This window comes from Flavobacterium sp. LM4, from assembly GCF_002017935.1.
GTDB classification, from domain to species: domain Bacteria; phylum Bacteroidota; class Bacteroidia; order Flavobacteriales; family Flavobacteriaceae; genus Flavobacterium; species Flavobacterium chungangense.
Genome location: NZ_MUFW01000001.1, coordinates 1,333,278 through 1,348,102 on the forward strand (window position 1 = coordinate 1,333,278; position 14,825 = coordinate 1,348,102).

16 protein-coding genes are annotated in these 14,825 nt (G+C 32.5%); 4 read left to right on the forward strand and 12 right to left on the reverse strand.

Going from position 1 to position 14,825, the window contains the following annotated elements; translation table 11 throughout:
* Positions 1 to 108: 108 nt before the first annotated feature.
* The 5 genes from BXU10_RS06035 to BXU10_RS06055 all read right to left on the reverse strand — a co-directional run bounded on the left by BXU10_RS06035 (position 109) and on the right by BXU10_RS06055 (position 3,359).
* Positions 109 to 507, reverse strand: coding sequence for a hypothetical protein (locus BXU10_RS06035; RefSeq protein WP_078226561.1), 399 nt, complete (start codon positions 505 to 507; stop codon positions 109 to 111).
* Between the two features lie 122 nt (positions 508 to 629).
* Positions 630 to 827, reverse strand: a complete 198-nt coding sequence (locus BXU10_RS06040) for a hypothetical protein (RefSeq protein ID WP_078226563.1) — start codon at positions 825 to 827, stop codon at positions 630 to 632.
* On the reverse strand, positions 827 to 1,465 hold the full coding sequence (locus BXU10_RS06045) for a hypothetical protein (protein WP_078226565.1): 639 nt from the start codon (positions 1,463 to 1,465) through the stop codon (positions 827 to 829). Before BXU10_RS06045 ends, BXU10_RS06040 begins: the two co-directional genes overlap by 1 nt.
* Positions 1,466 to 1,603: 138 nt before the next feature.
* Positions 1,604 to 2,305 carry a hypothetical protein gene (locus BXU10_RS06050; protein WP_078226566.1) on the reverse strand — a complete coding sequence of 234 codons (702 nt, stop codon included), beginning with the start codon at positions 2,303 to 2,305 and terminating at the stop codon, positions 1,604 to 1,606.
* 487 nt (positions 2,306 to 2,792) lie between these two features.
* A complete protein-coding gene (locus tag BXU10_RS06055) occupies positions 2,793 to 3,359 on the reverse strand; it encodes a DUF6155 family protein (RefSeq protein ID WP_078226568.1) in 567 nt (188 codons plus the stop codon).
* Between the two features lie 126 nt (positions 3,360 to 3,485).
* Here BXU10_RS06055 and BXU10_RS06060 point away from each other — a divergent pair, with 126 nt between their 5' ends.
* A complete protein-coding gene (locus BXU10_RS06060; RefSeq protein ID WP_223255396.1) occupies positions 3,486 to 5,018 on the forward strand; it encodes an IS1182 family transposase in 1,533 nt (510 codons plus the stop codon).
* A gap of 224 nt (positions 5,019 to 5,242) precedes the next feature.
* Here the strand turns inward: BXU10_RS06060 and BXU10_RS06065 are convergent, their stop codons facing one another.
* Complete coding sequence (locus BXU10_RS06065; protein ID WP_078226569.1) at positions 5,243 to 6,007, reverse strand: toxin-antitoxin system YwqK family antitoxin; 765 nt, start codon at positions 6,005 to 6,007, stop codon at positions 5,243 to 5,245.
* 368 nt (positions 6,008 to 6,375) lie between these two features.
* Between BXU10_RS06065 and BXU10_RS06070 the strand changes: the two genes are divergently transcribed.
* Positions 6,376 to 7,383: a transposase gene (locus BXU10_RS06070; protein ID WP_078225959.1), complete on the forward strand. Its 1,008-nt coding sequence runs from the start codon at positions 6,376 to 6,378 to the stop codon at positions 7,381 to 7,383.
* A gap of 141 nt (positions 7,384 to 7,524) precedes the next feature.
* Here the strand turns inward: BXU10_RS06070 and BXU10_RS06075 are convergent, their stop codons facing one another.
* Both BXU10_RS06075 and BXU10_RS06080 read right to left on the reverse strand, forming a co-directional pair.
* The gene (locus BXU10_RS06075; protein ID WP_123921958.1) at positions 7,525 to 8,028 is read right to left on the reverse strand and encodes a hypothetical protein; all 504 of its coding nucleotides are present in this window, start codon (positions 8,026 to 8,028) and stop codon (positions 7,525 to 7,527) included.
* Between the two features lie 357 nt (positions 8,029 to 8,385).
* Positions 8,386 to 8,901, reverse strand: a complete 516-nt coding sequence (locus tag BXU10_RS06080; RefSeq protein WP_123921959.1) for a hypothetical protein — start codon at positions 8,899 to 8,901, stop codon at positions 8,386 to 8,388.
* 122 nt (positions 8,902 to 9,023) lie between these two features.
* Here BXU10_RS06080 and BXU10_RS06085 point away from each other — a divergent pair, with 122 nt between their 5' ends.
* Positions 9,024 to 10,556 carry an IS1182 family transposase gene (locus BXU10_RS06085; RefSeq protein WP_223255397.1) on the forward strand — a complete coding sequence of 511 codons (1,533 nt, stop codon included), beginning with the start codon at positions 9,024 to 9,026 and terminating at the stop codon, positions 10,554 to 10,556.
* 211 nt (positions 10,557 to 10,767) lie between these two features.
* Here the strand turns inward: BXU10_RS06085 and BXU10_RS06090 are convergent, their stop codons facing one another.
* The 4 genes from BXU10_RS06090 to BXU10_RS06105 all read right to left on the reverse strand — a co-directional run bounded on the left by BXU10_RS06090 (position 10,768) and on the right by BXU10_RS06105 (position 13,482).
* Positions 10,768 to 11,628 (reverse strand): YecA family protein, encoded by an 861-nt coding sequence (locus BXU10_RS06090; protein WP_078226573.1) that lies wholly within the window; start codon positions 11,626 to 11,628, stop codon positions 10,768 to 10,770.
* Positions 11,618 to 12,226 carry a hypothetical protein gene (locus BXU10_RS06095; protein ID WP_078226575.1) on the reverse strand — a complete coding sequence of 203 codons (609 nt, stop codon included), beginning with the start codon at positions 12,224 to 12,226 and terminating at the stop codon, positions 11,618 to 11,620. The genes BXU10_RS06090 and BXU10_RS06095 overlap by 11 nt, the downstream gene beginning before the upstream one ends.
* 262 nt (positions 12,227 to 12,488) lie before the next feature.
* Positions 12,489 to 12,839 (reverse strand): hypothetical protein, encoded by a 351-nt coding sequence (locus BXU10_RS06100; protein ID WP_078226577.1) that lies wholly within the window; start codon positions 12,837 to 12,839, stop codon positions 12,489 to 12,491.
* Positions 12,840 to 13,020: 181 nt separating this feature from the next.
* Entirely contained in the window at positions 13,021 to 13,482 is a 462-nt protein-coding gene (locus BXU10_RS06105; RefSeq protein ID WP_123921960.1) for a hypothetical protein, read from the reverse strand.
* A gap of 256 nt (positions 13,483 to 13,738) precedes the next feature.
* Here BXU10_RS06105 and BXU10_RS06110 point away from each other — a divergent pair, with 256 nt between their 5' ends.
* The gene (locus BXU10_RS06110; protein ID WP_078225959.1) at positions 13,739 to 14,746 is read left to right on the forward strand and encodes a transposase; all 1,008 of its coding nucleotides are present in this window, start codon (positions 13,739 to 13,741) and stop codon (positions 14,744 to 14,746) included.
* Positions 14,747 to 14,825 lie beyond the last annotated feature (79 nt).

The window sequence follows — 14,825 nt, forward strand, 5'->3', positions numbered from 1 at the left end:
TTGTTTATTTTTTTCTTTTATAATTAGAGTGTCGGCAATATGAGGAATATACCCATTAAAGTTATCTCCATAATTTCGATTGACGTATTTATCAATCCCAAACCTATATTAGCCGACGTTCCGTTTTTTCCACAAGCTTCTCATTAATGGTGTTATTCTCCAACAATCTTCCAGGTTTTCATTGTCAAAACATGACCAATAAAATATTGAATGCTCGTGTAGTTGAAAGTTTTCTGAAAGCAATTTTTGAACAATCTCTGAATACTTTACAAAATCATTATCTTTTTCTTGTTCTTCAATTGCTTGAATTATAATTTCCATTAACGCAAATTTATTATCGTCGTCAATTTCGAAATTGTAATGTTTAATATACTTTTCTATGTTCTCTGATTTCCCAACAATAAATTCCCAATCCTGATAATCCTCCAAATCAAATGCAAAATTTAAATCTCTCGTCAATTCTTCAATCGCTTTTTGAGTTACAAATCTCAGTTTTGGTTTTTTCATGATTTTTTTGCTTTTGGATTCGGTTTTTAAGTAATGTTAGTTAACTTCAGTCTAGTACGGCCTGATCTTGTTCAATAATGTAATAAGTACTCTTCACAGACGAGTACCAGATTGGAGAACTATTACTTTTGATTTTGAAGTTTTCTTGTATTAGGATTTAAGTTTCCTTTTAAAGCCTCTTTAATATCGAGCTGCAGCTGAGCAAAGTCAATATCCTCTTTGTATGTGTATGCATAGAGTGTTCCGCTGGATTCGTTTTGAGCGGTTTCGATTTTTTTTGTCAGTACATAATCGAAATTTAAGTTACTCCCATGAAACATTAAAACATGGAATCTATAAAGCTGGTCTTTGTCGTTACCATTTTCGTCTGTGCTGTAAACGTAATATACCACTTTTGTAAACGTACTGCTAAATCTGTCTTTTGGTAATGGATGAAACCATTCGTAAGCCCAAATTTTTTATTTTCGAACCTAAAAAAGTCAAAATTAAAGCTTTCATCTAATCCTTCCGGAAGTTCTTTTTTTTCTTTTGCCTGGTATAATTTTTCTTTCCATTTTTTTCCTTCGTTAAAATCTCCTAAGCCAAAGTTTGACACAACAATGTTTTTGATCATAAAATATTTGCGTTTGGCAAATTCTGCATCAAATAAAGGGATTCCTTTTTCGATAGCTGCTAATGCTTCAATGCCCAATTTTAAAGATTTGTCAAATTTTTCATTGAGTCTGTTTTCGTATTCCAATTGACTTGTAGTCAGTGTGTAATACCACAGGGAGTATTTGTAAAGGGTATCGGTTTTGGGAATTGTCTGTTCTAGTATTTTGAATTTGAAGTATGCCGAATCAATATTGTTAGTTTTTAAAAGAATGTCTGCCTTTTGAAAATCGGATATCAGGCTTTTTTGTGCATTTACACAAAAAGACAGTATAATGATGGCTAAAAAAGTTAATTTTTTGATCATAATTTATTTGTATTTTGAATAGTAGTATTGGGCTTTGTAAAAGTTTCGTAATTTCAATCAACGTATTCTCTGTTTTACGAATATAGAATTTAAAACGATAATTCTACTAAATGTCCACGAAAGCTGTTAGTATTGATATCATTTTACTTCAGCATTCTTTTCAGCTATAATCCTTAGTACGTCAATTAAATTTGGATAAACTGAGTTTACGATTGCGCAGTCCCAGTTATCTCCTGAACACATAGGATAATCTGTTAAACCACCTTTGGAAAGACCAATATTATCTTTGGATAATAAAATTTCATTTGTTTTAGCTGAATACAATTCAATATTTGTCTGTACTTTAAGTTCACCCTTTTCTTTGTAAAACTTCATTTTAGGGAAATTTATAATGAAGAAGTTTTTTTTGTTATTTGCAATCTCTGAATATTGTTTCTTATCTGAGGTTGAGGTTATCGTTGATACCAATATAATTCTTGGTTTTATTTTAAATGGTTTGTAAAGCCTGTATGCAATATATTCCCTAACAATCGTTGCAACATAATTATCAATGGTAAGGCTGTCGTAAAAATTAAGTTCGTTCTCGAACATAACTTTTGTGTAATCAGGCTGTTTGTTAAATTCTTCTATGTTTGCTTGTTTGTCTTTTGTTTTTTGCTCTTTTAGAGCACTGCGATTTTCTAATATTTCTTTTTTTAATTTATTATATTCAGTCAAATAGTTGTCGGCAACCTCTATTTTATATGGTGACAAGACGATTACTTTTAGGGTGTCAATTTGCTGTGCGAATGAATTATTGAAAAATAAAAGCCCAATGATTATCTTGAATGTGTATTTCATAAAATTTTATTGCTAACGTTCTTGTTAGATGTGGTTTATTTAAATGTCTTTTTTTGTCCAAACAAAAGTTGCTTCTGTAACCATTTTATTTAGTTCAAAATGTAAATGGTTATTTACTTATTTCAATTTTATATTCCCAGACTTCAGTAGTGACTCACCCTACAAGGCAAAAGTCTTGTTTTTACTAAAAACGAGTTATTTAAAGCTTCATACAACAACTAATTTTTATCCCGAGAAATTAGCAGCCTAAAAAAAGTGATTCAATATAAGGCTTTATTTGAATTACAGTAGAGTAAAATCTAGAGGTTTTAACTGGAAAAGGAGGTTTTTTCACAGCCTGACGTCTTGGCACTACAGCGGGTTTGGGACTAAATTAAGCCCATTCTTCGGTTTTGCCAAATATTCCAAATACAAGCCCATTTTTCCATTAAGCCAAATACCCAAATCCGTTGTAGTGGCTGTTATAGCCAGTGGTTCTACGCTTATTTTAATTATTTTCACTTTCTCTTTGTAAGTCTTCACATTCATCATCATCCATGTTATCACTCGGGTAAAAGTCAAACCAAACTTGAACTAAATAATCGTGGAAACCCCATCCAATTCCACTTGTGTCATCTACTATTTTTTCTACCCGTTCTTCAAACGCACTTAGAAGATTTTCTTTGTCCATCATTTTCAAAGCATCAACGAATGTTGTTGATAAGCTATTGTAGAATGCTTCATTTACGTCACCAAAGTCATTCGTAAATTTTACACCTGACTCAACATAAAACAGCATAAGGTTGGCTAATAGTTCCGTAGCTGGTTCAAGTTTTTTGAAGTCACTAATTGCTTGTTTGCCGTCTTTGAGTTTATAGCTGTAACCACGTTTAGGGAAAAATGCTTCGAAAACTTTGTTTCGATATTTTTTGAACAGTTCATTCTCGTCAGGACTTACATAAAAATCTAAAAACTCTTTTACCGATTTGTTCTTTTTATACAAGTCAGCAATAAGGTCGATGAGTTTTTCTTTTTCGAGTTTCTTTAGTTCTTTTTTAAGATCTGTAAGTCCCATATTTTGTTATTTATTACAATCGTCCCACCATTGGCTATAACGTCAGTCTGTGAAAAAACTTCCGTTTTGTTGTAAACAAATATAGGGAAGTATTGTTTAAAAACAGGATTTTTCGTATTTTTCGTAATGCAACATATACAAGGAATTTCCCGCCAACAAATGCGTTTTTCAAGTTTAGAAGATGCAATATCTGCCGATAATCAGGTTCGTTTTATAGATGCTTTTGTAACCTTTTTAGATTTGGAAAAACTTGGTTTTGCAGTTACTTCTATTAAATCAGAAGGTCGACCGAGCTATAATATCAAAGTGTTTTTGAAAATCTATTTATACGGCTATCTCAATGGATTAAGAAGTAGCCGCAAACTGGAAAAAGAATGTTTTAGAAACATTGAAATGCAGTGGTTGTTAGAAGACATTCGACCGAACTACCACAGCATATCTGATTTTAGAAAGAACAATCCTGCAGCATTAAAAAACTTGTTCAAACTCTTTGTCGTTTTCTTGAAAGATGCCGATTTAATAGCAGGGGAAACCATTGCTATTGATGGAACTAAAAGCCGAGCGCACAATAGCCGTAAAGCTAATTTCAATCAAAAGAAAATAGATAAACATTTAGAGTATATCGAAATCAAAACCCAGCAATACCTTGATGCTTTGGAAGAAAATGATGCAAAGCATAACCCTGAAAAAATCAAAAACATCAAGCAGAAAATTGAACGTTTAAAACAAAACAAAATCCGCTATGAATTACTGGAAGAAAAACTAGAAGCAAGTGGCGAACCTCAAATAAGCACCACCGATAGTGATGCCAGAGCCCTATTAGTGCAAGGGCAAGTGGTTGAAATCTCATTTAATATGCAGGCTGCAGTCGATGCCAAACACAATCTTGTGGTAGCCACTCATACGATCAACAAGAACGATCGTAGCGCTTTATCTGCCATTGCCATAGAAGCCAAAGAAAATTTAGGAATTGAAACTTATACTGCATTAGTGGACAAAGGCTATCATAATGGCAAACAAATAGAAATCTGCAAAAAAGCGAACATCACTACAATTGTAGCACAGCCCGAACAGGGGAAAAATAAAGAAAGGATAGCTGAGGGTTATTTGATCTCGAAGTTCCAATACGACCAAACCACCGACACCTACACTTGCCCTGAGGGAGAAACGCTTAAAACCACAGGTCACTGGCACAAGAAAACCGATAGCGATAGTTATGAATTCAAGAGATACCGAACATCCAAGTGCAGGGAGTGTTCCGTAAAGCAGTTATGTACCAGCAGAGTGGCTGGACGAGATATAGACCGCAGTCAATATGCTGATGCCGTAGAAGAAAACAACAAACGTTATCACGCAAATCCACAGCTCTACCGCAAGCGTCAGGAAATCAACGAGCATATCTTTGGGACTATCAAACGGCAATGGGGCTATAATCACACTAATTTAACAGGATTGGAAAAAGTAAACGGAGAACACAGCTTAATTATGTTGGTCTATAACATCAAACGCAGTATCAATATACTGGGCGTTCCCGAACTTATTGCAAAACTCCAAAAATGGAATTCACCCTACAAGACAAAAGTCTTGTTTTTAATAAAAAGGAGGTATTTAAAGCTTAATACAACGTATATTTTTTATCCAATGAAATTTGCAGCCTAAAAAAATACCCTTCTCAGAAGGCTTTATTTGAATTGTAGTGTCGTTAATTTTTATGGGAATAATGAAAAAAGGAGGTTTTTTCACAGCCTGACGTTCTGGTACTACAGCGGGTTTGGGACTAAATTAAGCTCATTCTTCGGATTTGCCAAATCATTCCAAATACAAAACCATCTTCCATTAAGCCAATTGCCTAAATCCGTTGTAGCATCTGTTATAGGCGGTTTTTATTTATCTTTTACAAATACTTCTTTTTCAAAATATTGACTTTGAGTAAAAATTGTAGCATCTGCAGAATCGTTTGAAATTAATTTGTAATGCAAATATTTTTCTAGGATTTTTCCTTTTATTTTCATTTTTCCTTTTTTGTATGCGTTAACCCCAAACCAAGGATTAACTCGTCCATTTTTAATATCGTTTCTAAAAGTGTCTTTTTTAATTTCATCTTTCGAATATTTATTATCAATTATAATTAAAATAAAATGAAAATTACGATCTCCTTTTTTATCAGTGAAATATTCGTTTGTATCAATTAAATTTTTACCAATTTTTAGTGTGTCTGGAATTTTGAATTTAAAAAAAGAACTTTTAGAATAATTGATTTTTCCATTTGAGTTATAGAGAATATATTGATTTTTAGATGCACTGTCATTAAGCTCATAATACTCTTCTTCTTTCAATATTTTATTATTTTTATCAAAAACTTTCCACCAATTTTGTCTGTGTCCATTGTAAAAAACACCTTTTTCTCGAACCGAGCCATTTTCGTAATATATAAACACTGAATCGCTTACTATTCCTTTGAAATATTTTCCTTTTCCTTTTAGTTTTCCACTTTCGTAATATTCTTCAAATTCCCCATTTCGGATTCCCTTATTGTCTAAAGCAATTTTTAATTTTAGATTTCCATCTGGGTAAAATTCTTTATAAAACTTTTTATTATTACAAGAGAAATTCAGAATTACTATTATTAGCAGGAGTGTTTTCTTCATCTATATTTTCGTTTGTAAAATGCCTGCTAACGTCAGTCTGTGAAAAAACCTCTTCAAATTTAGAAAGTATTCGGAGAGCTACCGGAGAAAAATCTCAAATATGAGATTCTCAAGACGTTGATTTTAGTTTTTTCACAGCCTGACGTCCCGCAGCTTGGCCTTTACTTTGTAAAGCATAAATTTTGTAAATTTCTCAAAGGAAAGCAGAAGTGAACTACGCGCTTGGCCAGACTCATGATCCATACCTCGCATTAGTCTTCTGCTCCTCCTTGAGTTTTGTTGAATGGCTTCAAATAGAATGATAGACAACGGGTCTAATAAAGGCTTTAAAGCAAATTCAACTTTTTATTTCACTTAAAATCAAATGTATGAAAAAGTATTTATTTTTTGTAGGGATTGATGTTTCTAAGTCAAAATTAGACGTCACTTTTCTTGAGAAGCCATTAGGAAAGAAAATAGTTCACTTTGTGGTAAGTAACGACAACAAAGGAATTAAAGAGATTGTAAAGCAGCTAAACAATCGAAAAATTGCTTTAGAAGAGGTGTTGATCAGCTTTGAAGATACGGGTGTTTATTCACTTCCTTTGGGATGTTATTTGACACGGTACAAGATCGATTATTGGATGATTCCCGCCATTGAAATCAAACGCAGCAAAGGAATCTCCAGAGGGAAAACTGATAAAAATGACTCTAAAGATATTGCATTTTATACCTTAACACATTTGCACAAGTTGCGATTAACACAGCTTCCAGAGTTATCATTAATGGAACTTAAATTACTTTTTACAGAACGTGAAAAACTACTTAAAAGCTTGCGTATCATTGGAAGTACCAGTGAAGGAATCGGTTATATTCCCAAAGAAGCTATGGGTGATGTTTTAAAAATTAATAAAGTAGTTATTAAACAACTTCAAAAAGCAATCGAAAAAGTAGAAAGGAAAATGAAAGAAATCATTCAATCCAATGAGCAGCTCAAATTGCAGAACGAGCTCATTCAAAGTATTCCAGGGGTTGGGCCACAAACTGCCTTGTATATTATCTTAGTTACCAAATCGTTTCAATCCTTCGAAAACTGGCGACAAGTGGCTTGTTATGCTGGAGTGGCTCCATTTCAATACAGTTCTGGAAGTTCTATAAAAGGAAGGACAAAGGTCAATCATCTAGCAGATAAAAAACTAAAATCGTTACTGAATATGTGTGCTTTAAATAGCAAAAAACACGACGCGGAACTCAAACAATATTATGCACGGAAAGTAGGCGAAGGGAAATCGAAAATGTTGGTTTTAAATAATATAAGATGCAAACTATTGGGGCGAATTTTTGCAACTATTAACCGCGGAACACCTTATGTAAACATTCAAAAATTTGCAGCATAATTTTAGCGTTTTTTACTTGGATTTTGCCATAGAATGCGAGGTTGCGAGCTTCGGAATCGATTATTTTCTGTTAAAGATAAAATTTCTTGCGAGAAATAAACGTGAATTCACCACAAAATTCGCAATCTTGCCAAACGCCTGTTAGCCGTTCGGTTTTTTTATTAATTTACCATTTTCATATTTACATTCATTTTTTTCTCCATTTTTGTTTATTGAAAAAACAGTTCCGTTTTTCTTACCATTTGAATAAGAGCAACGATAAATTAAAATTCCATTTTTATAATCTTCTTCAAGAATTTTATTTCCATTTTCATCATAATATTTATTCCAATTTATTTTATGGTCAAGTGAATATCTTATTTTCCTTTCTAAGTTTCCATTTTCATTATAATATTCTTCATCTGAAACAATTTGCTCTTTTCCATTGAAATAAATAATATATTTTCTCAATATTCCGTTTATGTATTCTCTTTCTAAAAGTAAATGATTATTATTTTTAAAACTTTGAGTCTTGCCAGTAAAAAGTTGTGAATTTTCAGTTTTATAAACTAAATTATCTTGTTTAAATACTTCAGAATTTTTCAATACTTCTTGTGAGTAAATTTTACCACATAAAATAAATAATAGGATAATTAAAAATCTCATAAATTGTTTTTTTATTTACTTTTTTTCTCACGCTCCACCAAACTGACGGCTAACGTCAGTCTGTGAAAAAACCTCTTCAAATTTAGAAAGTATTCGGAGAGCTACCGGAGAAAAATCTCAAATATGAGATTCTCAAGACGTTGATTTTAGTTTTTTCACAGCCTGACGTTCCCGCGCTACAGCGGGTTTGGGACTAAAATAGCGTTATTTTTCGGATTAGCCAAATCTCCCAAATACAAAACCAATTTTCCATTAAGCCTATTGCCCAAATCCGTTGTAGCGTGTGTTGGTGGTTCGGCTTTATTTTCGGTTTCGTGTTTCCACCGATATTAAGTAAACACAATTTTAATTTTTATGTTATGGCTTATTTTTTAAAGAATCTATTTCTTTTTTTAAAGAAAGTATTTCAATGCTCTTATCGTTCAGACGTTTTTGAAAACTATCACCACGTTCAGCTTTGTCGGATGCCAATTTATGCAATTCTTTTATATATTCTTTTGAATTATCTGGTTGTGCCAACGTTACTATTCCTCCGATCAATCCACCAATAAAAACATATATTATGTTATACAGAATATCATATTTTAATCTTTTACTTGTTAACTGTTTTATCGTAATATCTAAATCTTTTTCAGAACTATTGTTTGATAAAAATTTTTCAATTCCTCCATCATTAAAAACATATATTGCTTTTTCTGATAGTTCGTACTGCTTACCATTTGTTGAAAGATTTATCAAGTTTAATGCTTTACATAGCCTGATTGATTTTTTTCTTAATTCAGTATTTTCTTTATTGTCAGAACAAGCATTACCTTTTAGTAATTCTGTCAACATAAAGTCAATTTCTGACTTTAATTCTTTTTCTAATTCCATATTTTCGGTATTTCGTTCCTCGAAGCTGACCACCAACGTCAGTCTGTGAAAAAACTTCCGTTTTGTTGTAAACAAATATAGAAAAGTATTGTTTAAAAACAGGATTTTTCGTATTTTTCGTAATGCAACATATACAAGGAATTTCCCGCCAACAAATGCGTTTTTCAAGTTTAGAAGATGCAATATCTGCCGATAATCAAGTACGTTTTATAGATGCTTTTGTAACCTTTTTAGATTTGGAAAAACTTGGTTTTACAGTTACTTCTATTAAATCAGAAGGTCGACCGAGCTATAATATCAAAGTGTTTTTGAAAATCTATTTATACGGCTATCTCAATGGATTAAGAAGTAGCCGCAAACTGGAAAAAGAATGTTTTAGAAACATTGAAATGCAGTGGTTGTTAGAAGACATTCGACCGAACTACCACAGCATATCTGATTTTAGAAAGAACAATCCTGCAGCATTAAAAAACTTGTTCAAACTCTTTGTCGTTTTCTTGAAAGATGCCGATTTAATAGCAGGGGAAACCATTGCTATTGATGGAACTAAAAGCCGAGCGCACAATAGCCGTAAAGCTAATTTCAATCAAAAGAAAATAGATAAACATTTAGAGTATATCGAAATCAAAACCCAGCAATACCTTGATGCTTTGGAAGAAAATGATGCAAAGCATAACCCTGAAAAAATCAAAAACATCAAGCAGAAAATAGAACGTTTAAAACAAAACAAAATCCGCTATGAATTACTGGAAGAAAAACTACAAGCAAGTGGCGAACCTCAAATAAGCACCACCGATAGCGATGCCAGAGCCCTATTAGTGCAAGGGCAAGTGGTTGAAATCTCATTTAATATGCAGGCTGCAGTCGATGCCAAACACAATCTTGTGGTAGCCACTCATACGATCAACAAGAACGATCGTAGCGCTTTATCTGCCATTGCCATAGAAGCCAAAGAAAATTTAGGAATTGAAACTTATACTGCATTAGTGGACAAAGGCTATCATAATGGCAAACAAATAGAAATCTGCAAAAAAGCGAACATCACTACAATTGTAGCACAGCCCGAACAGGGGAAAAATAAAGAAAGGATAGCTGAGGGTTATTTGATCTCGAAGTTCCAATACGACCAAACCACCGACACCTACACTTGCCCTGAGGGAGAAACGCTTAAAACCACAGGTCACTGGCACAAGAAAACCGATAGCGATAGTTATGAATTCAAGAGATACCGAACATCCAAGTGCAGGGAGTGTCCCGTAAAGCAGTTATGTACCAGCAGAGTGGCTGGACGAGATATAGACCGCAGTCAATATGCTGATGCCGTAGAAGAAAACAACAAACGTTATCACGCAAATCCACAGCTCTACCGCAAGCGTCAGGAAATCAACGAGCATATCTTTGGGACTATCAAACGGCAATGGGGCTATAATCACACTAATTTAACAGGATTGGAAAAAGTAAACGGAGAACACAGCTTAATTATGTTGGTCTATAACATCAAACGCAGTATCAATATACTGGGCGTTCCCGAACTTATTGCAAAACTTCAAAAATGGAATTCACCCTACAAGGCAAAAGTCTTGTTTTTAATAAAAAGGAGGTATTTAAAGCTTAATACAACAACTAATTTTTATCCCGAGAAATTTGCAGCCTAAAAAAATACCCTTCTCAGAAGGCTTTATTTGAATTGTAGTGTCGTTAATTTTTATGGGAATAATGAAAAAAGGAGGTTTTTTCACAGCCTGACGTTCCCGCGCTACAAGTAGTTTGGGACTAAATTAAGCCCTATTTTCGGACTTGCCAAATCTTCCAAATACAAACCAATTTTTCCATTAAGCCAAGTACCCAAATTGCTTGTAGCGTGTGTTAGTGGCTGGCTTTTCTGTTTCTTAATGTATTTGTCAATAATGTTTTGCTACTTGGATTGGTCAGGATAAATTCATAATGGGGGTATTTCTTTCCAATTTTGAGCAAACAACATCTTTTAAATTTCTTACCTGAATTGCAAGTGCAGAGGTCATTTCTACCAACATTTTTGTAATCTACAATTTTCGACTCCTTTTGGCTTATTTCTAAATCCCAAATTTCATATGGTGAATTGATCATCTCAAATAAATAATCAAGAGTGTCGTAATTATATTGGTCGATTTGTTCATTTGTCTTTTCGTCTTTTAAAAACATTACAGAAAATTTATTTCCTGGGTTTTCAACAATCGAAATGCCTAATATTTCGCATTCTGTTACAATTCGATGGCACATTTCACCATTATAAATTTCCCCTACAATATGTCCACAAAAATTTCTAATTGAAATTTCTTTATCGCATACACTACATATTTTTTTCTTTTTTAAAATTTCGGAACTTGCAAAAAGTCTATATGGATATAAAATCTGTAGGTTTTTAGTGCATTTTTCTATATGCCATAAAAAATATTGCTCTTTGTTATAGGTAAAATGTTTCTTTAAGCTATGAATCGTTATTTCAATTCTTTCCAATTGACACCAAGCTTGATAGTATGATTTATTTTTAACTAACTCAAATGCATTTCTATAAAGTTTATGAATTTCAAGAATAGTCTGATTAATCCATAATAATTTAGCCTCATCTTGTTTTCCTTCTGCTACAAATATTAGTTTTTGATTTTGTATTTCTTCGTCCAAGTCTTCTATAGAAAAGTTTTGAAGATGAATATTATTCAGTTTGTCTACAATTTCATTATTCTTCATATTTTTTCAATGATTTTAATGCGGTATCAATTTCTGATGCTGGACCTTCATAGCTTATATTTTTTGAAGTTCCTGCGGTATCAACAACTGTGACAGAAAATTTAACATGAGTTGGTTCTAAAAACTTTTTTTCTGTCACTTTACTAACTGGATTATTTATTGTTGTATGTGTAGAATTGTCAATTGTTGTATGTGTAGAATTATTTATTATTTGTATTTGTGGTTGAGAATTGTCTTCTTTTATATAATTATCATAAACATATGAAGATAAAATAGTAACAAAAATTGGAACAGCTACAGCTGTAATAATAAAATTACCAATTCTTTTATAGTCACTATAAAAAGCAAATTCTTGATAATCTTCGTCTGTAATGCAAATGTCAATAAAATGTTCTTGCGGTAATTTTTCTTTAAAATATCTTAGAATTTCTTCTGTCCCAATTGGAAATAGTAAAGGATTTGTTGTCTCTCTAAGATTTTCAAAAGGAACAATTAGAATTGAAGCATTTGAAATTAGTTCTTTCAATTCTTTTGTAACAAATTCTTTATTTAGCCAACTTTCAAAGTTGTCATTTGTATCTGTAATAGTTATTTCCATAATATATCGTGATTTTTTTCTTCTTTTCTTGTCCGCTTGCCACTAACGTGTCGCCGCTTCACGAAGTTGCGGATTTTCAACACTGTTGATTATAAATATAAACAAAATTTAGTTTAAAAAATTACCAATTCTGATAAATCCCAAACCCCGCAATTTCGTGAAACGGCTGTTGTGCGTTCGGTTTTTTATTCAGTCTTTGATAATTCAGAAAAGTTTTCTTTTGAATTCATTTTTTTTGTTTAGTTGACTTTTTAATTTTTGATTAAATTCCAAAAAAATAATTAAAATAACTTTTATTCTGTTCTGTAATTATCTCTTTTCCAACTTCTACATAATTTCCGTTTAAGTCTTTTCTCATTACGATTATTTCATTTAAACTTTTACGAACTACATCTCCAACTTTTATTTCCAAATCTTTACATTCACTGTCGTAAAAATATTTATCATTTTCATAGTATATTTTGTTTCCTCTACCTTCTGTTATTTTTAAAATTTCACCGCTAAAAGTACTGCTTTTAAATTCTTTACTTTTTTCATAATATTCAGATTTGGAGTTATAAACCACAAAACAAAAAATTGAAATTATTATTACAATAGGAATTATTTTTCTCATTTTATTTTAGTTTTCTTTCGGTTTTCTGTCGCTCCAAACTGACGCACAACGTCCCCGCGCTACAAGCAGTTTGGGATTAAATTTTGCCTTATCTTCGGATTTGCCTAATCATTCCAAATACAAAACCGATTTCAAATTAAGCCTAATACCCAAATTGCTTGTAGCGTGTGTTATAGCCAGTTTATTTCGGTTTTAGAACAAGCATTTTATATTTAATTGCAATATTGTCACCATCTCCATCATATATTCTTTTTAGACACCAACCATAAGGAAACAGAGTAGAACCATTCCAATAGAATGGAAAGGTATCTTTACCAATGCTTTTATCATCGCGTTCAAGTTTTCCTTTTCCGTGATTCTTCTCAATAACAGCTACAATGTAAAAACTAAATATAAGTGCAATCCCTCTTAAACCTTCTTCGTTTTTGTTTTTGACATATTCGCTATTTATATCACTGAGAATACTTTCCACATTATTTATTGATTCGTCTGAATAATCTAAAGAAAAGTTATAAGATTTGCCGATTTCAATTGCATTTTGAAGCATTTTTTCTTTAACCTTTTCTAGATTTTGACTTTCTTGAGCATCCATTTGTAACGGAATAAAAATCATGCTAATAATTATAAATATAATGTGCTTCATTTTAGCTGATATTTGTTTAAATTGGCTATAACGTTCCGGCGCTTGGCCTTTACTTTGTAAAGCATAAATTTTGTAAATTTCTCAAAGGAAAGCAGAAGTGAACTACGCGCTTGGCCAGACTCATGATCCATACCTCGCATTAGTCTTCTGCTCCTCCTTGAGTTTTGTTGAATGGCTTCAAATAGAATGATAGACAACGGGTCTAATAAAGGCTTTAAAGCAAATTCAACTTTTTATTTCACTTAAAATCAAATGTATGAAAAAGTATTTATTTTTTGTAGGGATTGATGTTTCTAAGTCAAAATTAGACGTCACTTTTCTTGAGAAGCCATTAGGAAAGAAAATAGTTCACTTTGTGGTAAGTAACGACAACAAAGGAATTAAAGAGATTGTAAAGCAGCTAAACAATCGAAAAATTGCTTTAGAAGAGGTGTTGATCAGCTTTGAAGATACGGGTGTTTATTCACTTCCTTTGGGATGTTATTTGACACGGTACAAGATCGATTATTGGATGATTCCCGCCATTGAAATCAAACGCAGCAAAGGAATCTCCAGAGGGAAAACTGATAAAAATGACTCTAAAGATATTGCATTTTATACCTTAACACATTTGCACAAGTTGCGATTAACACAGCTTCCAGAGTTATCATTAATGGAACTTAAATTACTTTTTACAGAACGTGAAAAACTACTTAAAAGCTTGCGTATCATTGGAAGTACCAGTGAAGGAATCGGTTATATTCCCAAAGAAGCTATGGGTGATGTTTTAAAAATTAATAAAGTAGTTATTAAACAACTTCAAAAAGCAATCGAAAAAGTAGAAAGGAAAATGAAAGAAATCATTCAATCCAATGAGCAGCTCAAATTGCAGAACGAGCTCATTCAAAGTATTCCAGGGGTTGGGCCACAAACTGCCTTGTATATTATCTTAGTTACCAAATCGTTTCAATCCTTCGAAAACTGGCGACAAGTGGCTTGTTATGCTGGAGTGGCTCCATTTCAATACAGTTCTGGAAGTTCTATAAAAGGAAGGACAAAGGTCAATCATCTAGCAGATAAAAAACTAAAATCGTTACTGAATATGTGTGCTTTAAATAGCAAAAAACACGACGCGGAACTCAAACAATATTATGCACGGAAAGTAGGCGAAGGGAAATCGAAAATGTTGGTTTTAAATAATATAAGATGCAAACTATTGGGGCGAATTTTTGCAACTATTAACCGCGGAACACCTTATGTAAACATTCAAAAATTTGCAGCATAATTTTAGCGTTTTTTACTTGGATTTTGCCATAGAATGCGAGGTTGCGAACTTCGGAACCGATTATTTTCTATCAAATATA